This is a genomic window from Bradyrhizobium erythrophlei, from assembly GCF_900129425.1.
Classification (GTDB): Bacteria; Pseudomonadota; Alphaproteobacteria; order Rhizobiales; family Xanthobacteraceae; genus Bradyrhizobium; species Bradyrhizobium erythrophlei_C.
The window spans coordinates 5,053,139-5,077,371 of the sequence record NZ_LT670817.1; the positions used below are offsets into that span (position 1 = coordinate 5,053,139).

The following is a 24,233-nucleotide window of genomic DNA, read 5'->3' on the forward strand; positions in this document are numbered from 1 at the left end:
GGGATAGTCGACCTCGCGAAGGCCTGACGCTAGGTTTGGGGCACCGGGATTGGCAGGTTATTTTCCGACGACCGCCCGCACCGGCTTTGATCGAGAACGCAGATATCGCCGAGGAACAGATGATTGAGGGATTTGGCCGCCGAGCTTGCGCAGCTCTGTTACTGCTTTGTCTTCCGGCGAGCGTCCTTGCGCAGTCCAACACATCTTCGCCCGATCCGGAGGGCGCCGGATTTTCAGCCAAACGCCTGGGCCGGATCGCCCCCTGGTACCAGGCGCAGGTCGATGCCGGCGCGCTGGCGAGCGCCGTGGTCGCCATCGCCCGCAACGGCAAGCTTGCCTACCTCCAGGCGATCGGTACCTACGACCGTGCGGGAAAGAATCCATTGACGCCGGACGCTATCTTTTGGATCGCGTCGATGACCAAGCCCGTGACCAGCGTGGCCGCGATGATGTTAGTCGAGGAAGGAAAGCTTGATTTAACAGCGCCCGTTTCCGAGTACTTGCCGATCTTCAAGGACAAACCGGTCGGCGTCGAAGATGTCGATCCCGAAACAGGAAAGCACACGCTGCTGCTGGAGCCCGAGAAGCGGCCCATGCTGGTGATCGACTTGCTCCGACACACCTCGGGCCTGATCTATCCCGACGAGGGAAAAACGGCCCTGCACATGATGTACGGCCTGGCCGATTTCAGGCGCAACAGGACCTTGGCCGACTTCGTCGCGAGCCTTGCTTCGTTGCCACTCGCCCATCAGCCGGGAGAGGTCTGGGAATATAGCTGGAGCGTCGACGTGCTTGCCCGTGTGATCGAGGTGGTCTCGGGCCAGCCATTCGACCAGTTCCTTGATAGCCGCATATTCAAGCCGTTGCGCATGGTCGACACGGGCTTTTACGTCCCCGACGAAAAACGCGCGCGCTTGGTCGATCCGATCCCCGGCGGGCGAGCGGCGGTTTGGGATGTCACCAAGCCCGCGAGGCTATTCTCCGGAGGCGCCGGTCTGGTCTCGACCGCGCCCGATTATCTGCGCTTTTGTCAAATGCTGCTGAATGGCGGCGAGCTTGACGGCGTGCGTATCCTCTCTGCGAAAACCGTGCAGCAGATGACCACAAATGCCCTGCCGCCGGATGCGCGCTTTGCCGGGGAAAATGGCCAATTCGTCGGTCCAAGGGTCGGCACTGGGTGGGGGCTGGGCTTTGCCATTCGCACCAACCCGGACTTCAGCCTGCTCCCGGGCGCCGTCGGCAGTTTCAACTGGAGCGGGCTCTGGGGCACGTATTTCTGGATTGATCCGGTCGACAAGCTGATCGCGGTGCAGATGATACAGGTCCCGCCGGACGCCGGAGTCCCTTACCGGGACGCGTTGCGCCATCTGACTTACGCGGCGCTTAGCGTTCCAAGGCCCAGTACGCTGCCCGCACCGATCATCTTGAGCGCTGATGCCCTCAATTCTTTTGCCGGGACCTACGATTTCGGAGCATCGCTCAGCTCACGCGACAGGCAGGCGCCGATTCCCGCCTTCGCCTTCGCCGGCGTCGGCGTGAATGTCGCGCTGAGAGACAACAAGGTCACAGTGCGCGGGCCCGTAGAGGGCGGGCCCGCTTCGAAGGCCGGTGTGATCGCAGGCGACGTGCTCACGGAGGCCGACGACGTGCCCTTGGCGGGGCTCAGCATGAACCAGGTGCTCGAGAAGCTGCGCGGTCCCGCCGGCTCGCCGGTCCGCCTCAAGATTGCGCGCAAGGATCACGACCCGATCGAGGTCACGATCGTTCGTGAGCCGATCCGACCGGCGGGCGCGCGGATAGAGGTGCGGGTCGAAGACGGTGCGCTTGCGATTGCGGCAAAGGGGAGATGGGAAGTCCTCAACTTTGAAAAAGGCAAGACGACCTCGGCTCGACCGACGTCAAACAGCGAGTTCCTTGTCGAAGACGACGACCACACTCGTCTTGCTTTCGTGCGCGACGAAGCCGGAAAAATCTCCGGCGCAGTGCTCAATTCAGGGCCCTGGCAAATCACGGTGGCGAAAGTGAACTAAACTACCGCCGGTCCCAGGGATCGTCGTCGTTGTGCCCTTCCAGGTCTCTTAATGACCGGCAACCCCAAAGCGGACAATTGTCAACTTTTCCCGCCCTTGTTGGGCCAGTCGCCCACAACTCAATGGAACCAAGCAATCGCTGAGGTTGAGTTAGCAAGGAGAAGGTGTTTTTATGCTTCGGGCAATAGCAGCTTGCTGCAGGTTGGAGAGAATGTTGACGCGCCGGGACCTTACGCGACTTTTTATCAAAGTGTTCGGCCTACTTATCCTTCTGGGCGCGGCGGTCGATCTGCCATCGACTATCTATCAATTTGCCCTTCAGATGCACAGTTGGGAAACGGCAAGGGTCGCCTTTACTTGGCCGACGGCTGTTATGGTCGGAGCCAGCTATTTCGGACCAATTGCCGCCTATGTCGCCGTTGGCCTGGGTTTTATGTGGTGGAGTGGCGGCATCGTCGATCGAGCCAGGCAAGCGCCTAACGACGGCGACCTGCCCGTGACATCGACCGACCTGAAAAATATCGAGGTCAGCCTTGTAACCGTGATTGGATTGTATTTCCTCGCAGGCGGGTTCGCCGAGCTATGTCGAACGATTTTCAGTCAGGGGGTCTACTATGGGTTGGGTGGCTCGCCAACGCCGGAACCACTTTGGACGCGCGTTATGCGCTCGGGTGCCTGGCTAGAAATCCCTTGGATCATGCAAGCTCTGGTGAAACTAACAATAGGAGCGTTGCTCGTGCTGGGTCGAGGCGCAACTGTAGCCACGCTACGTCAGGCTCGCTATTGGGTGCGGAAATGGCGCGCATGGCCGTACCAGCCAGAGTAGGATCAGACGATACGACGTGTCGACGACAGAAGGCGTGACCCTCTGGTATCCCCGACCGGCTGAGCAACATTCCCGCGCGTCCGCTTCTGGCACTCTTCGGACATGGGTGGTCACGCTGACGATGTCTGTTCTTGAGGGGGTAAGCGGACGGCCCAGTTGCGCTCCCGGACTTCCGAATTTGACCCAAAGGGGACCTAAATGCGGAGTTTTGATTTTCCCATTGGGAAAATTCTCTGAACTTCAGCGGAGCAAGAGGCGGCTGCGCCAAGCAATTACCTGCTATCCAAAAAAGGGCAGTGTAACTGTCACACCCACCATCATGAAATACTCGGGTTTCACCGCGCGCCCCAACGCGGTTTGGGCTGCAACCGCGTTATAGGGATTCCATTTCGAGATTTTGCTAAAACAAGAATCCTTCCGAGGGGAATGTTTCAAGCCAAGGGGAGTTAACATGTGCAGCCTTGGAGAGATCGCCCAGACGAAAGCAGGAGGATCAAATGTTCAAATTAGTGGTCAGGTTTGTGACGCTGGCAGCGTTCCTGATGGCGCTGATCGCTGCGCCCGTCGTTCCGGTCTTTGCCGCCGGCGGCGGCGGGCCTCCTGGAGAAGACATCATGCGCCCCTCTCCCCCATCAGCAACGCCGGACAGCAAAGCTCGCCTCACCAACCGCAGACCCAAGCAGAAGCAGCCCAGGAAACAGTCGCTGTTCGACGATCCCGCCTTTTTGCGGGGCTATCGCGCCGCCTATGCGACGATCTATGACCGCAACGATTATAGTGCGGCGATCGAGCAGCTTAAGGCGCTTGGCCATGACGATCACCCGAACGTCGCGAACCTGATCGGCTATTCCTATCGCAAAGTCGGCGATTACAAGCTCTCGCAAGTTTGGTACGAGCGCGCGCTGAAGGCCGATCCGAACCATGTGCTGACGTGGCAGTATTACGGTCTGTGGCAGATTGAGCAGGGCAACCGCGATCAGGCGCAATATCATCTAAGCCGGATAGCTGCGATTTGCGGGACCGACTGCGAGGAGTATCGGTCGCTGGCGGCTGCGCTCGAAAAACCGCCCGGCACCGGTCTCGTTTATTGAGTCTAGCCGCAACGCCGTTCATTGGGCGCATCGGCCGCGCCAAAGGCCATGTCTGAGTTTGGCACGAAACGGACCAGCCGCGCCGGTCTCCTAATGTCCGTTGATCGGGGGACGAACGGACCTAGCTCACACGCAGCCGGACGTCTGAGTTTGACCCAAAGCGGTCATCAGCCACAACGCCAGCATCGCGCGCTTGTATCTCGGCCTCCTATTCAGTTCCGCGGCAGAACAGGTGGTCCATGCAGCAGCTTGATAGTCCCCGCAATCGCGACGTCGTGTCGAACGGACCTTAGAGCTTATTAGCGAACTGCCGAAATCGCCTGTGACCTCAGCGCGAGAGAGCGCTGAGGTCGGCAGGACTACATAGCAACTGCCGTTGTTTTAGTTGTACCCATAGCTGGAGGCGTACGGGTAATAGCCATATCGATACCTATACGGGGAATAGCCATACCCATATCCATACGGATAAGAGTAAGCGTAGTCGTCATAGTAGTCATCATATGGGTAGCCGAATCCGAATCCGAAGCGGCGGCGCCCGAAATCGCGATCATGGAATCCACGACCACGAAATTCGCCGAATCTCCGACCACCGCCGCGGAAACCACCATCATGGAATGCCATGCCACCACCGCGGAAGCCGCCATGGAAGCCACCGCCGCCAAAGCCGCCGCCATGGAAACCGCCACCACCGCCAAAGCCGCCGCCATGGCCTCCGCCCATGCCACCTCCGTGGCCTCCTCCGCCTCCGCCGCCACCGCCGCGAGCCAAGGCCATCGTTGGCGCAGCCAGGCCAACAGATGCAACGGCCAATAACGCGATCGCTGTCTTACGCAACATGATCATCCTCCTTGAGAAACTAGCTCCCAACCTCGACACGCATTGCAGGTGGCAATCGCTCCAGAGAAACGCTACTGGCTTCGACATCACTGTTGCTCAACTCCGCGCGAGAGACGCCTGATTAAATTTGAATTCAGAAAGCGCGTTGCGCGCGTAGCGCGGTTCAGGCGATTCCACTGTTGCGGATGTAACTTGATGCTGGAATTTCGTAACAAAAAAACTGCTACCGAGTTGCGCCACCGACGTGACTTCGATCTCGCGCTCCAACTTCGAAGGTCTAAGTGACAGGTGGTCCATGCAGCAGCTTGATAGTCCCCGCAATCGCAACGTCGTGTAGAACGTTGCTAAGGAGGGGATGCGGAATCGGCAAAACCGGGCAACCGGCACTTCCGAGATTACCCCCTAACCGGACATGACGCGGACATACCAAAATCGACGCAAATGACCCACTGCGGACATTGGCGAGTAATTTCCAGTTCAAAGCTAGACAGCCAAGTACCCGGCAACAAAGGCGGAGCGATTTACTGGGTCTTGTTTTTCGTGTCTTGGGCCTTTCGCTGCAGCAGCTTTTCCTCGGCAGCATTCAGGGGGACCAGCTTGACCGTTAGTGTATCGACCTTGCCGGTGAACCGGAATGGCGGCTGGTGGTCCTTGTCCGCCACGCCCGTGCGGGTATCCACCCCGACATCGAAGTTCTCGTCGATCGTCTCGACGAACGGAATGGTTGCGACGGCCAACTCGGCATTGTGCGATCAATGACGGCAACCCTGAAGAGTCTTCCGTTAGGCCATTGGCCACTAGCAATGCGAGCGGCAGACGGCGCGACGCATCAATCATTCTGTCGGAGCGGAATCGATGAAGACCATCATGTTGGTCCATGGCGCGTCGGTCATCACAAATCAGGACTGCAAAGGTCGCGGTACCGAGCCGTGGTGAGAGGGTGCCTCGGGGAGATTCCGAATCTGCATAGTCGAGGACCCGACCCGGCATTAAACTGGCACGGCTTGCCGGCAGGTAAGGCGGCCGGATCAGCCCGAGTTTCTTCAGGCACGCCACTATAGTGTTCGGCTTCCACGGGCCGAACAAAGCTGCACGTGAAACCGCATTGAGCACCTTGAGCACCGGAATGATGGTCTCAACGACGCATCGGACGGTGGAGCAACGCGCGCAGTCAGTATAGGAGGACCGTGATGCCCGACCGTCAGCCTTCGCTGCGCAAGACCCACATCACGACTGAGCGCCCGCCGTTCGAGCGGATCGCATTGGTGCTGCAAGGCGGCGGTGCCCTTGGGGCCTATCAGGGCGGCGTTTACCAGGCCCTGGCGGAGGCCAATCTGCATCCCGACTGGGTAGCGGGCATTTCGATCGGAGCTATTAATTCGGCGCTTATTGCCGGCAATCCGCCGGAAAAGCGTGTCGAGAGATTGCGGGAATTCTGGGAAACCGTCAGCAGCTCTCGGATTGGAATACCCTATTTTCCGGAGGTAAAGCTCGAAGACGAGTTCGCCCACAGCATCGTCAATCAGCTGCGCTCGTTCAACACGCTCCTCTTCGGCGCGCCCGGCTTCTTCAAACTCCGTCAGCCGCCGCCCTACCTCTATCCGTCGATGAGCCCCGTATCTATGAGCTACTACGACATTACTCCGCTCAAGGCCACACTCGAACGCTTGGTGGATTTTGACCTGATAAACGCCGGAGCTACTCGCTTCGGCGTCGGCACTGTGAACATCCGCAATAGCAACTTCGTCTACTTCGATAATGCAACCGACCAGATTGGCCCTCAACATGTAATGGCAAGTGGCTCTTTGCCTTCGGGCTTTCCGGCTACGGAAATCGAGGGAGAATTCTATTGGGACGGCGGCCTCGTCTCCAACACACCGTTGCAATGGGTGCTCGACAGCAGCCCCAGGCAAGACACCCTCGTTTTTCAGCTCGATCTGTGGAGCGCGCGCGGCGAACTACCGCGCAACTTGACCGAGATTGAACTGCGTCAGAAGGAGATCCGCTTCTCCAGCCGCACGCGGGCCGCGACCGATCAATTCAAGAAACTGCAGATGGCCCGCCGGACAGCCGCGAAACTTCTCAAGAAGCTACCCAAGGACCTGCTGCAGTCGCCGGAGGCCGAGAGGCTGGCGGAGCTCGCGGATGAGAAAGTCTACAATCTTATACAGCTCATCTACCACGCCAAGAATTATGAAGGTTGCTCCAAAGATTACGAGTTTTCCCGCCGCACGATGGAGGAACACTGGAAGGCGGGCTACCACGATGCGGTACGCACGCTTCGCCATCCGGAGGTGCTGCAACGCCCGGACGGAGCGGATGGGGTCTTTACCTTCGATCTCGCCACGCAAGATCGCGGAGTGGCTGGATGATTTGATCCAACATATTTGCGGCGGGAGGTCTGAATGGCGAACGCTTTGGTACGGACATCGGCGAACGAATTCATCCGTATGCCCGACTCTGCCTGGCGGGAGTCTGCTCGCTCCCGTCCCACAGAATTGGTAATTCAGGGAGTCAGCCGATGAAATTTTCCCTTCGCGCTTTCCTCAGCGCAATCGTTGTCGTCGGCATTGCCATAGCCGGTCTGTCCTATGCTTATTGGGACCAAACGGTTCAGATCGGGTCGACGGCGATAAATTATGTGCGCTATTGGTCGGCTCCCGCCGGGACCCTTGAAACGGAAGTCGCCCCGACCGGAGCGGCGGCGCAGCCATCAACCTTGACGGCTTCGGCAGCGCCGCAGGCTGCTCCTGGCGGAACTGAGGTAGACTGGCCAAGCTACAACAAGACGCTCACCTCGAACCGTTTCTCGCAGTTAAGTCAGATCAACAGAACAAACGCTGAGAAGCTCAAAGTTCTCTGCACTTATGATACCACGCAATATAGCAGCTTCAATTCCGGGTTGTTGGAGGTGGACGGCGCGCTGATCTTCGTGACCGCGTTCGACATCTTCTCCATCGATCCTTCGACATGCCGCGAGAACTGGCGCGCGCATGAGGATTACGTTCCGGCTACGCCCCAGGAGGTCAATCGCGGCGCGGCGTATCTAGACGGCATGCTTTTCCGCGGCACCCAAGACGCCCGTGTCCTCGCCTACGATTTCAAGACGGGCAAACGCATCTGGGAAACCGCCATCGGGGACCCGAAGAAGGGCGAGAGCGCCCCGGCGGCTCCGATCGCCTGGAACGGTTTGGTTTTCATCGGCAACGCAGGAGGCGACATCAAGGGAGTGAAGGGGCGCATGTATGCGCTTGACGCCAAAACCGGCAAGATCGTGTGGGAGTTCTACCTCGTGCCGAAGGCTGAAGGCGATCCGACGCGCGGACCGCTCGGTGCCTCACCCCTCAATCCGTCGACTTGGGGCAACTCGCTGCAAGGCGTGCCGATAACCGGCGGCGCGACCTGGACTTCATACACCTTGGACCCGGATACCGGCTTGTTGTATGTACCGGGCGGGAACCCCGCACCCGATTTTGCAACCGACGTGCGTGAAGGGTCGAACCTTTATTCCGGCTCGGTCGTCGTCCTCGACGCGATGACCGGGGCTTACAAGAACCACTTCAAGATCGTGCCGAAAGACTGGCACGATTGGGACGTTTCCGGCGCTCCAGCCATTATCAAGACCACAGGCGGCAAGAAGGTTCTGTCGGTCGCCCCGAAGGACGGCCACCTTTACGGCTTCGATCTCGACACCAATGCCTTGCTCTACAGGCTGCCGGTCACCCGGATGGAGAACGAGGATGCGCCGTTTGTGGTCGGCAAGCCCGTCCACTTCTGTCCGGGCTCGGTTGGCGGCGCCGAGTGGAACGGTCCCGCTTACGATCCCCAGTTGAACCTCGTGTTCATCGGCGAGGTCGAATGGTGCACCACCATTACGCTTATGCCGACCGAGAAAATCGCCGCCGTTCCGCCCGGCAAACCGTGGTCCGGCGAAGCATCGATCAATCCGTTCTACACGTGGGGTAAGTCGGACCCGGCTTTCGACTGGGCAGGTTGGACCTACGCCGTTGACGCCGACACTGGCGCTTGGAGATGGAGAGCAAAGACGAATTATCCCATTCAAAGCGGCATGACGCCGACGGCGGGCGGCATCGTTTTCTTTGGGGACATGGGCGGAAATTTCTACGTGCTTGACACAGCAAACGGGCACAAATTGTGGGGCCAAAAAATCGGCGGCGCGATTGGCGGCGGCGTCGTTACCTATTCAGTCAATGGGACACAAAAGGTCGCCGTTGCAAAAGGTCTCACAGAAATTCTGTGGCCAACCGAAATCACAACAGCCAAGGTTTCAATACTTGGATTGGAGTAAAGCATCGCCAACCGCCTCACGGCGGGATGACCGCCGCGCTTTCCAGGCTGCCCTCGCGAAGCTTGTGCCTGGACAGGTCCCAGTTCGGAAAGATAAGAGCTCCGCTAACGAGGAGGTGGCTGCGTAGCTTCCAGTCGCGTGCGAGCTTCTGCGTTTCGTTTATCTGAGCTGGGGTCATCCTCCGTTCGGCCATTTCCACAAAACAGACATGGCGCGATGTCCGTCTCGAAGGAGATAAATCATGTCACGTCGAACTATTATCTCGCTTGCTGCACCCATTATCGTCGGCATCGCGTGTATTGCGACCGTTTCAACTGACGCCTTCGCATATCGCGCCGGCGTGGGTCGTGCTGGCGTTGGTCGCGCTGGCGTTCATCACGGTGGCGTTCACCATGGTGCGGCCGTACGCCGCGGAGTGGCGGTAGGCGCCGGTGCTGCTGCCGCCGGAGCTTACCATGCGCCACGGTGCGGGTTCCTTCCCCTTCCACCGTGCTACTAGACAGTGTTAGGGCCGAACGCGAACGCCATACTTGGCGAGAACGGTAACGAATAAAGATACTGCTTTTGCTGCGGTGCATGAGTCCGCTTTTGGCACTTTTCGGACCTGAGCGGCCGGGCTGAGGATGTCCGTTCGCGGGGGGGGGGGGTAAAGCAGACGTCCCAGTTAAACGCTTCGACGTCCGAGTCTGCCCCCAACGCGGACTTCCGGCAGCAGCTTCGCTCTTAAGTCGGCTGCCTGGAGCAAAGCGGACCGCTGTTAGAGCACATCCGAGTTTGACCTCATGTTGGAAAAAGCCGCGTTCGAAAGGCCGCGCGGCGGTCGTTTCCGCGAATTGTCTCTCGTCGCCGCGAGTGACCTAGGCTGCGTGGCAATCAGGCGGAGGCAGAGCCCTATCGCCATGATAGAATGGGGTAAGGCATTGCCACCAAGAACATTGGAAGCAAGTCAAGCCTGGAGGCGTTGGGCAGACAGCGCGAGATTGTCTCTTAGAAGGGAGGTCACGTTATGCCGAGAAAAGACATTATCGACCAAATCCAGAAGTACACCCACCCGTTCCGCATTACCAGCGGCAAGGGTTTTCAACTGAAGGACTTCGACCCTGGTGAAACGCGCGGCTTGAGGATGGATAAGGGCGAAGCTGCCGAGCTCCTTCAACGCGGCACTCAGTGGCTCGCAGAAGAACAGGACATGCTTTATGCCCAGGATCGCTGGTCGCTGCTGCTCGTCTTCCAGGCTATGGATGCGGCTGGCAAAGACAGCACGATCAAACACGTCATGTCAGGGGTCAATCCGCAAGGCTGCCGGGTCTCTTCGTTCAAGCAGCCTTCGCAGGAGGATCTCGACCACGATTTCCTGTGGCGTTACGTCAGACGCCTGCCTGAACGTGGGCAGATCGGCATATTCAATCGCTCCTACTATGAGGAGGTCCTCGTCGTGCGCGTGCACGAGGAAATCCTGAAGCGGCAGAAACTGCCTCCGCAGGTCATGGGCAAGCGGATCTGGGACGAGCGGCTCGCCGACATCGCGCACTTCGAGGGCTACCTGACCCGGCAGGGCGTTGTCGTCCTCAAATTTTTCCTGAACTTGTCGCGCGAAGAACAGAAAAAGCGCTTCGTGAAGCGCCTCGATACCCCGGAGAAGAATTGGAAGTTCTCTGCGTCTGATGTGCACGAGCGCAGATACTGGCGCGACTACATGCGCTCGTTCGAGGACGCGATCCGGGCCACGGCTTCGGAGCACGCGCCCTGGTACGTGGTGCCGGCCGACAACAAGTGGTTTACCCGGCTTGTGGTCGCCGCGGCGATCGTGGAGGCGGTGGAGCAGCTCGACCTTGCATACCCGAAGGTGAGCGCGGAGCAGAAGAAGGAGCTGGCGGCTGCGCGTGAGGAACTCGCACGCGAATCGTAAACAACCGCGATTGTCCGAAAAATCGACGTTCAACGTCACTGGTCCGAAAAGATAGCTGCGACCGAAGACCCCGATCCGCGACGCCAGGAATATTCAACTTTGGCTGACTTCACCTTGCAATTGCGTTACATTGAATAGCCTGATCGTCGATGCCCCCCAAGGGAAGCGCGTATGTCGACCACGGTTTCGGTCCTCGGTGGCGTGGGTCTGTTCCTGCTCGGCATGAGCGTCATGACCGCGGGCCTCAAGGGGCTCGCCGGACCCGGGCTGCCGACGCCAGGCTGAAGGAGGCTATGAGATGTCTCGCACACTTCTCATCTTCGGACTGGTCCTGCCCGTCGCCGGAGTCGCCTGGCCTTCGATCGACAGGCTCGGGCTCGGGCGGCTACCCGGCGACATCGCAATCGAGCGGTCGGGCTTCTCCCTCTACTTTCCGCTGACGACCTCGCTCATCATCAGCGTGGTGCTGAGCGTGATCTTGTGGCTGCTCAATCGCTAGCCATCCGCTAATTGGATATCCTTGGGAACTAGGGTAGAATTGGATGCCCCCGCATTGGAGGACATCGCTGTGAGGTTTTCGTCGACTCTAGCTGTCGCTAGCTCATCGATTGCACTGTTGATGTGCGGCCCAGGCGGCACCACAATCTCGCAAGCCGCAACCCCTCGGACACCGCTACGAGCCCATCACTGCCCAGGCTGTGCAGTCGACTCTTTCCAATCCGCATGGCGCATTCACGATCTCGGCGGAAGCGACCGCAACGGCCAATCGAACCAGATGGACAAGTAAAATGGCGAAAAACGCTTCATCAATCTCGGAAGCAATTGAGCGTGACCTTCGTCTCGATTTTTACCGGGGCCTCGGCCTGTGGATGATTTTCCTCGATCACATTCCGGACGACGTCGTCGGCTGGTTGACGCTGCGTAACTACGGCTTCAGCGACGCTGCGGAATTCTTCGTGTTCATTTCCGGGTATTTGGCGGGCTACATCTACGGTCCAGTCATTCAAACCGGCAATTTTCTCGCTGCCACCAAACGGCTATTGGTGCGGGCCTGGCACTTGTACATCGCCCACATCCTGTTGTTTCTAATTTTTACCGCGCAGATCGCTCGCGCGGCCAGAAAATTCGACAATCCGATGTACAAGGATGAGTTCAACGTCGCCAACTTTCTCGCACATCCCGATGAGCTGATCTGGCAGGCACTCACGATGCGATACAAGCCGGTCGATCTCGACGTGCTGCCGCTCTTTATCGTTCTGGTGCTCGCTTCACCGCTAGTTCTGTGGTGCCTCGTGCGCCGCCCGAACTTGACACTGCTCGGTTCCGCCATCTTGTACGTGCTGGCGCGCTGGTTCGACTGGAATCTTGCTTCATATCCGCCGGGAACTCATTGGTATTTCAACCCGTATGCGTGGCAATTGATGTTCTTCCTCGGGGCATGGTGCGCTATCGGAGGCGCGGCTAAGATTTGGTTTCTGATCCAGTCTCGGGCAGCGCTAGTCATATCCGTTGCCTGGATTTTCTTCGCGCTCTTCATCGTGATGACCTGGCATAGCGCTTTTCTCGAATCGCTGGTTCCGAAGTGGATGATCAAGGCGATCTACCCGATCGACAAGACCGATCTTGATATGCTGCGTTTCACGCATTTTCTCGCCCTGGCTGTCCTGGTCTCGCGCTATATCCCACGCCACTGGGGTCCCCTGACCTCCCACTGGTTGCGGCCGCTCATCCTGTGCGGTCAACATTCGCTTCCGAATTTCTGTCTCGGCGTATTCCTGTCATTTGGCGTGCATTACTTACTTGTGCAGTTTCCCGGAGGTGACTGGAGGCAAATCGCCCTTAGCATCGCGGGCGTGGCGATCATGACCGCGCTCGCGTGGATTCTCGATCGGGCGGAAAAGGTCCCGAACCTGTTCGTTGATGTGTCCGAAACTGAGACGACCAAACCGGCCATGAAGCCGGAGCCGGCTTGAGACCCTAAGCCGCGGCTCAGCAGTTCGATCGAGGCATGCTACGTGAATGCCATTCTTTCCTTTAGCGATCGAAGGGATGAGAATTGTTTGATCGGAAGAACCAATCTTGGGACACTGTTGATCTATTGGGAGGAACCAGCTTATGTCCAAACGCCTGATGATCATTGGTGTTATGCTTCTTTTTTCGATCTCCACGGCACCAGCGCAAACACCATCACCCGAAGCTTTGGCGGTGGCGCGTAGCCTGATCTCTACGATGAAGTTAACGGATCAGTACAAGGCGCTGCTTCCAGTCATTCTCCTGAGTATCAAGCCGGCGTTGGTACAGGGTCGTCCAGAGATCGAGCGCGATTATGATGCGATGGCAGCGCAAATAGGGGATGCGTACGCGCCATACTATTCCTCGATGGTCGACAGCGCTGCTTCCCTCTATGCCAGCAACTTTACGGTGGATGAGCTGCGCGAAATTGACGCGTTCTACCGTCTTCCGGTCGGACAAAAGCTTCTGCAAAAATCGCTGGCAATCACCCAGCAGAGCATGCAGATCGGCCAGGATGCCAGTCGCAAGGCGGCCGAGGATTTGCGCGTACGCTTGACGGATCTGCTGCGCCAGAAAGGGCACAAAATGTGACGGCCGTGTCGCCGATTTGCTTCCGCCAGTCGATGTCATAGAGCTGTTCCGGCAAGCCGCAATCTATTCCGACCGCATCTGCTTGATCCAAGACAGATGACCTTGCGGGAAGCCGTGGATGAACAGGATTTCCGGCCCATCCGGATTTCCCCAGTCCTGTGCGGATATGGTAAGGGCATCTGTCGTCTTTACAGGGACCGCCTTGAATTTTTGCTCCTGAGCAAGGCCGGCTATCGCGAAGGTGACGAGGAACGCTGCGATTAGTGCAACCGCCGACCTTTTGGAGAAAGTGTGCATCTGGTCCTCCCAGGATTGGCGAAGCCTTCTTTGAATCTCATAGAGGAATCTAAAATGGCAGGAATGCGATCCGGGCATATTATATTAGCAGCGCTGCTGCTGTCAGGTTCTGTCGCAGTGGCACAGCAGGCAGGCAAGCCCTGCGCCGGCGATATCAAGACGCTGTGCGCCGGCATTCAGCCAGGCGAAGGCCGGATCAAAGCTTGCATAAAATCGCATTTGACCGACCTGTCGCCAAGCTGCCAGGACCGCGTGCTGACGGTTGCGGTGACCGGAAAGGTGTGCAAGGCCGACGTTGCGAAACTGTGTGCCGGTATTGAGCCGGGCACCGGCGGTATCAGAGCCTGCATAAAATCGCACATGGCAGACGTGAGCGATCCTTGCAGGGATGCGATGTCCCAGGCCGCGGCGGGCAAGAAGATCTTGGGGGGCGGGGACCTTTAAGATTGCTGTAGCGCGAGCCAGGGCACCGGGTCGGGACCGGTCGCTCCTTCCTTCCGATATTGTGCCCTTCTCGACCGCCCCTGACACCTTTCTCGACGTCGACCGTCAGGGCTAACCCCAACATGGTCGGCTCGTATTCAACCAGAATGCTGCGAGGGCTCTTGGCCTCAAGGTGTCGACGTCCCTAATCGCCACCGCCGACGAGCTGATCGAATAATTTGCCGATGTCTGCTTCTGGCACTTTTCGGACCTGAGCGGCCGGGCTGAGGATGTCCGTTCGCGGGGATAAAGCAGACGTCCCAGTTAAACGCTTCGACGTCCGAGTCTGACCCAAAGCAGTCATCCCGCCCGTCCAAATCTTAGGGCCTGCAACGTAGCGAATTGTTGAGCGCGGCGATTATCGCGACTTCACAGGTTCCATTCCACTTCCGCGTATCGCGGCTTCTGCCTCTTCCGATCCGAGGAATTGGATCAATCGTTGACCGGCATCCACTTGCTTCGATCCGGCGACGATCGCGGCCGAGAATATAGAAAGGTATTGAAGCTCCTCGGGGACCGGTCCGACAAAATCTATTCCCGGTACGTTTACGAGTTCACTCACGGGCCGAATTGCAATCTCGACCTCGCCGGTGGCAACGGCCGCCAAAGATGATCCGCCTTTGATCTAGTCGGTCACCTCTCCCGCGATACCTAGCTTCGGAAGCACTTTTTCGGTGAGATAGAGGCCAGTGGTGCTCAGCGCATTGATCGATTTTGAGCGAAGCAGCATGTGCCGGAATGCTTCCACCGTGCTGATGTCCGGTTTGGGAGTGCCAGCGCGGACGGCTACACCCAGTCGAGCCTGCGCCAGGTCTACCGCGCTTGCTGGGATGATCCTGCTTTCGGCAAGGAGTTCGCCGAGCCCTTCCTTGCTCAAAATGACGACGTCCGCGGCCGCCCCTGCGCGAAGTTGCGCCGCAATGGTGTCGTGTCCATTGCCTTGCGAGGCGAAGTGCTTTGTCGAAACTGCAATCCTGCTGTTCTTTTGAAAAACAAGAACGAGGTCGTTATAGGCAGCCTCAAAACCAACGGAAGTGATCACATTGAGCTGAGCGAAAGATGGCGTCGGTGATAGTAAGGCGACTGCGAACAGAAGCGCCGGGGGGACGTGAGCGGCAGGCATGTTAATTCTCCGACGATTGCAACATAGCGACGTGTGGCTATGAAACTGCTGTCGGTCGCATTCGGAGCATAACGGACATGGCCGAACTTGATGCTAACTGGCGCGCCGATCGCGATTGACGAAAGCGACCTCGCGAGCCACCCGTCTTGGCATTCATCCGAGTGGCGAGGTCCTCGTTCCTACCTTGTCGGTGGTTTCGAGCGGGACCCGGCACCCATTCAAAAACAGGCTGAGCATATTGAACCAGCCGATCATAAGCACGATTTTGCGAGAGATCGTCTCACCGTATCTGTCGAGAAGTTCGCGAAGAGTTTCATCGCGCAATGTTCCGCTCTTTGACAACTCATCGGTCGCCTTGCACACGAGAACATACTCCGGATTAATTCCAGATACCGGACCATCGGTGGCAGCAGCATCGATTTCCGTCGCAGTAAGGCCCGCGTTCTTAGCCATCACCACGTTCGCTTGCGCCTCGTAAGGCGCTTTCAACACCTTAGCCGCACGCAGGATGATCATCTCGCGTGTTCTGGGATCAATACCTTTCGTCTGGAACATTGCATGGACTATACCGATCGTCGCCTCGTACAGGTCCTCTGTTCCGGCGAACATCTTCAGGACGTTCAGGGTCCTTACCGGATCGTAGGATTTGCCCATAATCTGCTGGACGACTTGCTCGGAGGGCAACGGTATCGCGACGGCGGAAGTGTAGGCCGTGGGGTAAGCCATGAGTCCTCTCCTTGGCGTCCGAGCCCGGTCTCACCCCCTTACGATTGTAATTTTAAGTCTGATCCGGAACGGAGATCAAGTACCGCTTTACCCGCAAGTTGCCTTCGCCAATGGCAGCTATTGGCACGAAACCAGTCGGCGCGGTCTGATGATGTCCGTTCATCGGGGGTAGAGCGGACTCTCGGCGAAGGGCTCTCCACTTCCGTGTTTGACCCGTTTCGGACAACGCATCGAAATTCCAGCACCTGAGCACGCCCACAATCTCTTGTAGAGGCGTGTGCCGCGATGTAACCTAAAGCTCCAAGGCGGCAAATTGCCCCTGCTTTTTTAGTGGCTGCGCGCATGACATCGGCAGCCGAGCATTCGGACAATCAATAGCAGTCACATCTTCCGGGAGCGACCGCTATCGTTCACGCCGATCCTTAGTCATCTGAAACGTCGGATAACAAGGGAGGAAATTCATGAACACTTTACTCGCCCGCGCCCTGATTTGCGCGTTCACGATCGCTGGCTCTGTCTTCCAATTGGAAGCCGCACGGGCACAAGCCATCTTCCGCACCGAGGTTTATCCGGTGCAGACAGTCACACTCAGCACAGCGGATTTCCTGCTCGGCAAGAAAGATGGCAAGCCCGCGATGATAGCGGGCGAGCTGCGAATACCAAAGCCCGGAACCGACCGGCTGCCAGCCGTCGTCCTCGTGCATGGCTCGGGCGGTGTCGGCTTCAATTCCGGCATGTGGGCGGGCGAGCTGAACAAGGCTGGCTTTGCCACTTTTGTCACCGACAGCTTCACAGGCCGTGGGATCACTAATACCATTACCGATCAATCGCAGCTTTCGTCTTACACGATGATGAACGACGCCTTTGCTGCGCTCGCCGTGCTCGCGAAGCATCCGCGCATTGATCCGGATAAGATTGCGGTCATGGGTTTCTCGAAGGGCGCCGTACCGTCGCTGTACGCTAGCATGAACCGTTTCCAGAGCGCCTACGCCTCAGAGGGCGCAACCTTCGCCGCCTATATCGGTTTCTACACGCCCTGCAACACCACGTTGATCGATGACGAAAAGGTCAGCGCGAAGCCGATCCGGCTTTATCACGGCGTTGCCGACGACTGGGTGCCGATCGGTCCATGCCGCGATTACGTCGCACGGCTGAAAAAAGCTGGTGCCAATATAGACCTCGTCGAATATCCCGGGGCCACTCATGCATTCGACATGCAGTCGATCCCGGGCACGATGCAGCTCCCGCAGGCGCTGACCGCGCGCAAATGCCGTTTCGAGGAAAAGCAGCAGGGCGTGATCATCAACAGCGATACGGGCCAGCCCGCTACTTTCACCGACCCCTGTATCGAACGTGGCGTCACAATCGCCTATAATGCCGAGGCGACTGACGCCGCTCGCAAGGACGTCGTCGAATTTCTCAGCAACCTTTTTAACAAGTAGCCCGAAGAACCGAGAATAAACGCGCCGTCAATATTCACCCGTTGCGTTGAATAGAGAAAGGCCCCGCGCAATGCAGAGCCTTTTTCTGCGTTCTGTCGCAATCGTTCAGTTCTATATGTGGTACAGCGGCGAAATCACGAAGAGCAACGCGGTTGTCCGTTGTTGGTACGAAACGGACCAAACGGGCCGGTCTGACGATGTCCGTTGTTCGGGGTACAGCGGACTCTCCGCGAATGGCTCTCCACATCCGAGTTTGATGACCCAGCCCGGACCCTGCGTGTGCGTCGCATTACCGAGATGACCACGCCCTGTTCGGGGCCGAACTCAACGTGTCGCTCGATACCGTCGCACAGTTGAAGCCGATCTCTCGTGCCACTATGATCCGGTCCAGTTTTCAGGAGGGTTGTCGTCGCGCCTGTCCCGAGGAGACCGTCGTGCTTCATGCCACCACGAGCGCTCTGAAATACTGTCTTGCTCTGGGCAGTTGCGCCGTTGCCGCGCTTTGTACTCTGTACGTCACGAGGCCCACGGCGCAGAGCAATGCCTCCCCGATCTACGGCGTCACAATTCCGGCCGGATACCGCGATTGGAAATTGATCGCCGTGAACCAGCTAAAGACAGACAAGGTCGACCAGTTGCGCGCTCAACTCGGCAACGAAATAGCGATCAAGGCCTTTAAAGAGAGGAAAATCCCGTTCCCGGACGGTACAATCATTGCCGCCCTACATTGGAATCGCGTTCCATCGGAAGACAACAATAAAGTCCTGGTCGATGCATTTCCTGGCGCTCAATCTTTCGTTGTCGAGTCTGCTGTAAATGTTCAGTTTATGGTCAAGGACTCAAAAAAGTACGCTGCGACGGGCGGCTGGGGGTTTGGTGACTTCAAGGACGGAAGACCTGGCGACGAGGCACTGCATAAAGCCTGCTTCGGATGCCACGTGCCTGCTAAAGCTCACGACTACGTTTTTGCTCACTACGCACCTCAGCCCTGAGCTAAAGTACGCTACTCGAGTTGTGGCAGACGTCGAGTAGGCCTGTTGCTGCAGCGCATGAGTCAGGGTTTGGCCCGTATCGACCAACCACGGCGTTTGTCTCCGAGTCGGCTACCAGTGGGAAGACCGGAAACGTGCAGCGATCAAGACCGTCGGTTTTGACCCGAAGCCGTCATTTGCCCGCGTACGCAGTTCATATCGACGCGGTGAGAATTACATTGTTCAGTCGTCCTTGAAAAATGCTGCCGTTGGGACAGGGACGAAACGACCATTCCGATTTGAACTCGCTCAAGCTGCGGTTTCAGGCCGGCGTGAATTCAGCGGCATGCAGCTTGACGAAGTCGTACATGCTGATCGGCTTCTGGCCTGTGAGCTTGAATAAGTCGTCGGTCATACGGTCGTAACGGCCCTGCTTGTTCAGCTCCGTCATAACGGAGAGGTGCTTGACGACGTGCGCCGGCACGCCCGCCTGCAGCAGCTTTTCGCTCCAGCCGGGGAGTGGCACGTCGCGATAGCGGATGGTCCGACCGAGCGCCTCGGAGAACACGCGCGCGTAGTGCTCCAGATCGGCCGATTCAAAACCGGTCAGATTGTAGATCTGGCCGATGTGCGGCGTGGGATCGTCGAGGATCACGGATACGGCGCGCGCCACGTCCACAGCTGAGATCGGCGAGGTTTTTCCGCCGCCCATTGGCAACGCCAGTTCGTCGGCGTCCCGCACGCCCGGGGCAGCGAAAAGCCGGAAGAACCCGTCGAGGAAGACCGTGGGCCGCACGGTGACGACCGGGAGGCCCGACCAGGACAAAGCCTGTTCCGCCAGCCAGTGCAGCTTGTGCTGCGGGCTGTCGGTGCTCTCGGTGATGCTCATCTGCGTAACGGTCATCTGAGACATGTTCACGAAGGCTTCAACGCCGTGGTGACGCGCCACGGCGGCGGTGTTGACCGTGGCCGTCAGGTAATCGGCCGAAACCGACATGCCGAAATAGACACTCGCGCAACCTTCGATCGCGCGGTGCATCGCGGTGAGGTCGGTCAGGTCGCCTTGCATGACCTCGGCGCCGAGCTGGCGCAGGGCCTCGGCGCGTTCATCTTCCCGGCGCACCAAGGCTCGCACCTTGTGCCCTTTGGCGAGCAGCATTGCGGTGAGATTACGGCCGATGGAACCGACGGCGCCAGCCGCGCCGGTCACCAAGATCGGGCTGAGGTTCTTCATCGTACTCTCCCCCATGTTTGGAGCGCGCTCGCTATTAGAACGTGTATTCAGTTTACTACGGTTTGCCCTGGAGCCGGAGCTGCGTCGCAGCGAACTAGAGCCGAGCACAAATCACGCTGTCTCCAAATCCGTACCCGATTGATTATACGCCCTTTGATCGTCCGTGTGGCGGTCAAGGTGATGCAGTGAACGGTTTTTCCGCGTTCAATGACGTTCAATGGGACTGTCGAAGATAGGTCTCCTATTGGCACTTTTGAGACATGCCGAATGACCCTGAGAATGTCTGCTAATTGGGGAAGACCGGAAGTGAGCGGCGCGCGGTCAAAGTGACGCGAATGACCCTGGCTGCGTGAAAACGAACTGTCTGCTATGATTCGCTTGGCGATTTGCCGGGGGCAATCATGAAGCGCTTCGTTGAGGGTGCCGATCGCGGACAATCGACGTTGTTGCCGGAATGCCTCGATGAGTGGGTCGAGGAGAGCAATTGCGTTCGTGTGGTGGATTGCTTTGTCGACGGGCTCGATCTGGCCGATCTCGGTTTCGAAGGCGTCGAGCCTGCAGCGACAGGCCGGCCTGCCTACCACCCCTCGGTTCTTCTGAAGCTTTACATCTACGGCTATCTCAACCGAGTGCAGTCGAGCCGCCGGCTTGAGCGCGAAGCCGGCCGAAACCTGGAAGTCATATGGCTACTCGGTCGGCTCGTTCCCGATGACAAGGTGATTGCCGATTTCCGCAAGGACAATGGCCCGGCGATCCGCAGGGCATGCGCGAGCTTCGTCAATCTCTGTCGCCAGATGGGTCTGTTGGCGAAGGCGAGCGTCGCGATCGACGGCAGCAAGTTCAAAGCGGTCAATAATCGAGATCGCAATTTTACCCGGGGGAAGATCGATCGCCGGCGCGCGCAACTCGAGGAGAGTGTGGCGCGGTATCTCTCCCAGCTCGATACGGCGGATAGGCAGGAACCGTCCGAAGTGCTGGTGCTCAAGACGACGCGGCTCAAGGAGAAGCTCGACAAGCTGAAAGAGGAAATGGGCAAACTCGCAGCCTACGAGAAGCAAATGTTGGCCTCGCCGGATCACCAAATCTCGCTCACTGATCCCGATAGCCGCTCGATGGCAACAAGTGGGCGTGGCTCGGGCGTCGTCGGCTACAATGTGCAGGTCGCGGTCGACACCGTGAACCATCTGATCGTGACGCACGATGTGACGAATATCGGCTCGGATCGCTCACAACTGGCGAACGTGGCGCGGGAAGCCAAGGCCGTTCTGCAAGTCGATAAACTCGAAGCCGTCGCCGACCGCGGCTACTTCAATGGCGAAGAGATCCTGGCCTGCGAGCAGGCAGGCATTTGCGTGACGTTGCCCAAACCGATGACGTCGGGCGCGAAGTCGGAAGGCCGCTTCGGCAAGCAGGACTTCGTCTATGTGCCGGAGGAGGATGTCTATCGTTGCCCCGCCGGCGAGAAGCTCAAATTCCACTATGCCAATGAGGAACACGGGCAGAAGATGCGCCGGTACTGGACGAACGCCTGCAAGACCTGCGCAATCAAGGATCAGTGCACCACAGGCAAAGAACGCCGCATCACGCGATGGGAGCATGAGCACGTTCTCGAAATCGTGCAGCAGCGGCTGGATCAAGATCCCCAGGCCATGCGCCGCCGGCGCGAGACGGTTGAGCATCCCTTCGGCACGCTCAAGATGAGAATGGGCGCGACGCACTTCTTGATGAAGACGCTGCCGAAGGTCGCGAGCGAGATGGCGCTCAGCGTACTCGCCTACAATCTGACGCGGGTCATGAATATCGTCGGTACAAGGGCGTTGCTGGCAGCGATCAGAGCGTGAGTGTGGAGACCCCACTGCGTGCCGATACCGAGCCAGACCATGCCCAGCATTCCCCGCCACGACTCGGAGGCGGCCCCTGATCGCCCAACAGGAAAAAATTGCTCAGATCGGCCGTGTCGGACTACGCCGACCGGATCGTGGACGTTCCCCGCCCGCGTCAGCGCGTTATCACGCAACCAAGACCCAAAGCGGCCATTGACCCGCGATACCATCGGCATACGCTTCTGTTTGCTTAGGCCCCCTCGGCCAACAGGCGTTTGATGACGCGAGGAGAGAGGTCCATGAAGAAACACAAGCTTCTGATCGCAGTGATCATGTTCGGATTGACATGGGCCGCAATCGTCAGGGCTGAGGCTCAGCCGATCGAGCAACAAACCAAGCCGACGATTCTTCTCGTCCACGGCGCATGGGCGGATGCTTCAAGCTGGAACGGCGTCGTCGATCTCCTGCTCAAAGACGGTTACACCGTCCGAGCCCTACCGAATACTTTGCGCGGACTCTCCGCAGACGCTGCCGTCATCTCAACGTATCTCAAATCCGTTGCCGGACCCGTTGTTCTGGTAGGCCATTCATACGGCGGCTCGGTGATAAGCGTTGCTTCCGCCAACGCCCCGAACGTGAAGGCGTTGGTGTTCGTCGATGCGTTCGCGCCCGACGCGGGGGAATCGATTCACTCAGAACTCGCGAGCGCTCCGCCGCCGCCGTCGGATTTCACGATTTCGGTACCCTTCACGGCATCCAACGGCGATGGAGCAGACCTGTACGTCAATTCCAAATACTTCGGAACGGTGTTTGCATCTGCGGAACCGGCGGATGTCGCGACGCGGTTAGCCGCTACGCAGCGCCCGCTCGCAGAACGCTGCGCAACGGACAGAGCGCCGGAAGCTGTGGGATGGAAGACGATTCCCTCCTGGTACGTCATAGGGGACGCCGACAAGGTCATTCCGCCTGACATCCAGCTCAAGTTTGCGACGCGTGCCAAGTCGGAGATCTACCACGTTCCCGGCGGCGACCATCCAAGCATGATCGCGCACCCGGAAGTAACCGTGGCTGCGATCCGCGACGCGGCGAACGCCGTTTCGCACTAGCAGACAACGATGGAACAGCGACGTCTCCGAAACCGGGCGATCCCACGAAGGACCCATCGGTAGCTTGGCCGGACGACCGCAAGGTCGTGCAAATTTGCGAGCGACTCTGCACAGTATCTTTGATGGTGTGGGAGGGGAGGAGCCGCAGCTCCTGCTATTCCGAGTTTAGGTCTTGAAGATCATGTTGCGGTGCATGAGTCCGCTTCTGGCACCTTTCGGACGTGGCCGGTCTAACTGACGATGTCGGTTCTTGGGGGTAAAGCGGACTCACAGCCGACATCGCGGAAACGACGCGAATGACCCCATGGCGGTCATTCGGCGCGCGGCTCATTCGATCACCTCGTCGGCGCGGGCGAGCGCCAAAGCCGGACCGAAGGCCGCCATCCTCTCGTGGAACCTTGCCGCCGGGTCCGCGTTCCCGGGTAAGGAATACCTGGTGCTACCGGCCTCGATCATCAAACCTCCGGGGAGAGAGCGATGGGACTGTCCTGGCAACAAGGTCCGCTCTCGACGGGAGCAATCGGCCGGTTCCTCGTGCCCGAACCGCTGCCCAAGAGACTGTTGTACGTCGAGCCGTTGCGCCGGCGCATGCGCGTGCGCTTTGGGGGAATCTGGATCGCCGATAGCGAGCATGCCCTCCTGCTCTTCGAACCGGGCCGCTATCCGGTAGCCTACTTCCCGGAGACCGACGTTTCTCCACATGTCCTGGAACGCACCGAGCATACCACCCAACACCCCGATCTCGGGCTCACGTCCTGGTACAGCGTCCGGGCGGACGAGCAGCACATCGCGCCGCGAGGGGCGTGGCAGCACACCACCCTGCCCGCCCATGCGCGCGAACTGCAGGCACGCGTCGCGTTCGCGTGGCGGGCCATGGACGCTTTCTATGAAGAAGACGAACGGATCGTGGGCCATGCCGCTGACAGCTACCACCGCATCGACATTCGCCAGGCCTCCCGCAACCTCGTGGTTGGCCATGGCGACCGGATCATCGCCGACACCAGGCGGCCGCTCGTCCTCTACGAGTCCGGCTTCGCGCCGCGCTGGTACGTTCCACGCGCCGACATCGATGAGGCCGCCCTCACTCCCGTGAAACTCCAGACCTTCTGTCCATACAAAGGGCTCTGCAGCTATTACTCCATCGGTGACGTCCGTCTGGCGGCATGGTCGTATCCTGACGCCTATCCCGAGGTCGGCCGCATTTCCAACATGGTGTCGTTCGAACCGGACATGGTCTCGGTAGATCTCGATGGCGCTCAGCTCCATCTTGAGCCGGGTCAGACAGTCGTTCCGCACGGCCCCGATCGCAACCTCGACCTCTCCGAGGTAGTCCGACCTGCAAACGGCCATGGGCGGGCACCGGGTGGCGGGCCCGCAGCGGCTGCGAACGACTAGGTGGCTTCCGGTCCCCCATCAAAGCGG

21 protein-coding genes and 1 pseudogene are annotated in these 24,233 nt (G+C 58.7%); 16 read left to right on the forward strand and 6 right to left on the reverse strand.

Annotated features, from left to right (window positions below; all coding sequences use genetic code 11):
• Positions 1-119: 119 nt before the first annotated feature.
• The 4 genes from B5527_RS45455 to B5527_RS45460 all read left to right on the forward strand — a co-directional run bounded on the left by B5527_RS45455 (position 120) and on the right by B5527_RS45460 (position 4,760).
• Positions 120-2,030, forward strand: coding sequence for a serine hydrolase (locus B5527_RS45455; protein WP_079607463.1), 1,911 nt, complete (start codon positions 120-122; stop codon positions 2,028-2,030).
• A 214-nt stretch (positions 2,031-2,244) separates the two neighbouring features.
• Positions 2,245-2,856: a hypothetical protein gene (locus tag B5527_RS24220; RefSeq protein WP_154072495.1), complete on the forward strand. Its 612-nt coding sequence runs from the start codon at positions 2,245-2,247 to the stop codon at positions 2,854-2,856.
• A gap of 497 nt (positions 2,857-3,353) precedes the next feature.
• A complete protein-coding gene (locus tag B5527_RS24225) occupies positions 3,354-3,947 on the forward strand; it encodes a tetratricopeptide repeat protein (RefSeq protein WP_079603792.1) in 594 nt (197 codons plus the stop codon).
• A 549-nt stretch (positions 3,948-4,496) separates the two neighbouring features.
• On the forward strand, positions 4,497-4,760 hold the full coding sequence (locus tag B5527_RS45460; protein ID WP_172842642.1) for a hypothetical protein: 264 nt from the start codon (positions 4,497-4,499) through the stop codon (positions 4,758-4,760).
• 545 nt (positions 4,761-5,305) lie between these two features.
• Here the strand turns inward: B5527_RS45460 and B5527_RS24240 are convergent.
• Positions 5,306-5,521 carry a hypothetical protein gene (locus tag B5527_RS24240; RefSeq protein WP_197689205.1) on the reverse strand — a complete coding sequence of 72 codons (216 nt, stop codon included), beginning with the start codon at positions 5,519-5,521 and terminating at the stop codon, positions 5,306-5,308.
• Positions 5,522-5,974: 453 nt separating this feature from the next.
• Between B5527_RS24240 and B5527_RS24245 the strand changes: the two genes are divergently transcribed.
• Positions 5,975-7,156: a patatin-like phospholipase family protein gene (locus B5527_RS24245; protein ID WP_079603795.1), complete on the forward strand. Its 1,182-nt coding sequence runs from the start codon at positions 5,975-5,977 to the stop codon at positions 7,154-7,156.
• A gap of 149 nt (positions 7,157-7,305) precedes the next feature.
• Positions 7,306-9,093: a pyrroloquinoline quinone-dependent dehydrogenase gene (locus tag B5527_RS24250; protein ID WP_079603796.1), complete on the forward strand. Its 1,788-nt coding sequence runs from the start codon at positions 7,306-7,308 to the stop codon at positions 9,091-9,093.
• Positions 9,094-9,403: 310 nt separating this feature from the next.
• On the opposite strand, the gene B5527_RS44450 is transcribed toward B5527_RS24250, so the two are convergent.
• The gene (locus B5527_RS44450; RefSeq protein ID WP_154072497.1) at positions 9,404-9,550 is read right to left on the reverse strand and encodes a hypothetical protein; all 147 of its coding nucleotides are present in this window, start codon (positions 9,548-9,550) and stop codon (positions 9,404-9,406) included.
• 549 nt (positions 9,551-10,099) lie between these two features.
• Between B5527_RS44450 and B5527_RS24255 the strand changes: the two genes are divergently transcribed.
• The 4 genes from B5527_RS24255 (at position 10,100) to B5527_RS24270 (ending at position 13,606) form a co-directional block, all read left to right on the forward strand.
• Entirely contained in the window at positions 10,100-11,002 is a 903-nt protein-coding gene (locus tag B5527_RS24255) for a polyphosphate kinase 2 family protein (protein ID WP_079603797.1), read from the forward strand.
• Positions 11,003-11,300: 298 nt separating this feature from the next.
• Positions 11,301-11,501 carry a DUF2905 domain-containing protein gene (locus B5527_RS24260; RefSeq protein ID WP_079603798.1) on the forward strand — a complete coding sequence of 67 codons (201 nt, stop codon included), beginning with the start codon at positions 11,301-11,303 and terminating at the stop codon, positions 11,499-11,501.
• Between the two features lie 289 nt (positions 11,502-11,790).
• Positions 11,791-12,975 (forward strand): OpgC domain-containing protein, encoded by a 1,185-nt coding sequence (locus tag B5527_RS24265; RefSeq protein WP_079603799.1) that lies wholly within the window; start codon positions 11,791-11,793, stop codon positions 12,973-12,975.
• Between the two features lie 142 nt (positions 12,976-13,117).
• Entirely contained in the window at positions 13,118-13,606 is a 489-nt protein-coding gene (locus tag B5527_RS24270) for a DUF2059 domain-containing protein (RefSeq protein WP_079603800.1), read from the forward strand.
• 63 nt (positions 13,607-13,669) lie between these two features.
• On the opposite strand, the gene B5527_RS24275 is transcribed toward B5527_RS24270, so the two are convergent.
• Positions 13,670-13,903: a hypothetical protein gene (locus B5527_RS24275; protein ID WP_079603801.1), complete on the reverse strand. Its 234-nt coding sequence runs from the start codon at positions 13,901-13,903 to the stop codon at positions 13,670-13,672.
• Between B5527_RS24275 and B5527_RS24280 the strand changes: the two genes are divergently transcribed.
• Positions 13,898-14,347 carry a cysteine rich repeat-containing protein gene (locus tag B5527_RS24280; RefSeq protein WP_154072498.1) on the forward strand — a complete coding sequence of 150 codons (450 nt, stop codon included), beginning with the start codon at positions 13,898-13,900 and terminating at the stop codon, positions 14,345-14,347. The genes B5527_RS24275 and B5527_RS24280 overlap by 6 nt on opposite strands.
• Before the next feature lie 397 nt (positions 14,348-14,744).
• Here the strand turns inward: B5527_RS24280 and B5527_RS24290 are convergent.
• A pseudogene (locus B5527_RS24290) lies at positions 14,745-15,509 on the reverse strand (substrate-binding domain-containing protein).
• A 153-nt stretch (positions 15,510-15,662) separates the two neighbouring features.
• Positions 15,663-16,235, reverse strand: a complete 573-nt coding sequence (locus tag B5527_RS24295; protein ID WP_079603805.1) for a carboxymuconolactone decarboxylase family protein — start codon at positions 16,233-16,235, stop codon at positions 15,663-15,665.
• Between the two features lie 461 nt (positions 16,236-16,696).
• On the opposite strand from B5527_RS24295, the gene B5527_RS24300 reads away from it, so the two are divergent.
• Complete coding sequence (locus tag B5527_RS24300; protein WP_079603806.1) at positions 16,697-17,677, forward strand: dienelactone hydrolase family protein; 981 nt, start codon at positions 16,697-16,699, stop codon at positions 17,675-17,677.
• A 434-nt stretch (positions 17,678-18,111) separates the two neighbouring features.
• Positions 18,112-18,669 carry a cytochrome P460 family protein gene (locus tag B5527_RS24305; RefSeq protein ID WP_245332239.1) on the forward strand — a complete coding sequence of 186 codons (558 nt, stop codon included), beginning with the start codon at positions 18,112-18,114 and terminating at the stop codon, positions 18,667-18,669.
• Between the two features lie 301 nt (positions 18,670-18,970).
• Here B5527_RS24305 and B5527_RS24310 read toward each other — a convergent pair whose 3' ends face one another.
• A complete protein-coding gene (locus B5527_RS24310) occupies positions 18,971-19,882 on the reverse strand; it encodes an SDR family NAD(P)-dependent oxidoreductase (RefSeq protein ID WP_079603808.1) in 912 nt (303 codons plus the stop codon).
• Positions 19,883-20,283: 401 nt separating this feature from the next.
• Between B5527_RS24310 and B5527_RS24315 the strand changes: the two genes are divergently transcribed.
• From B5527_RS24315 to B5527_RS24325, 3 genes are all read left to right on the forward strand, one after another.
• Positions 20,284-21,723 (forward strand): IS1182 family transposase, encoded by a 1,440-nt coding sequence (locus B5527_RS24315; RefSeq protein ID WP_079600895.1) that lies wholly within the window; start codon positions 20,284-20,286, stop codon positions 21,721-21,723.
• A 281-nt stretch (positions 21,724-22,004) separates the two neighbouring features.
• The gene (locus B5527_RS24320; RefSeq protein ID WP_172842644.1) at positions 22,005-22,811 is read left to right on the forward strand and encodes an alpha/beta fold hydrolase; all 807 of its coding nucleotides are present in this window, start codon (positions 22,005-22,007) and stop codon (positions 22,809-22,811) included.
• Positions 22,812-23,288: 477 nt separating this feature from the next.
• Positions 23,289-24,206 carry a DUF427 domain-containing protein gene (locus B5527_RS24325; RefSeq protein ID WP_079603810.1) on the forward strand — a complete coding sequence of 306 codons (918 nt, stop codon included), beginning with the start codon at positions 23,289-23,291 and terminating at the stop codon, positions 24,204-24,206.
• Positions 24,207-24,233: the final 27 nt, after the last annotated feature.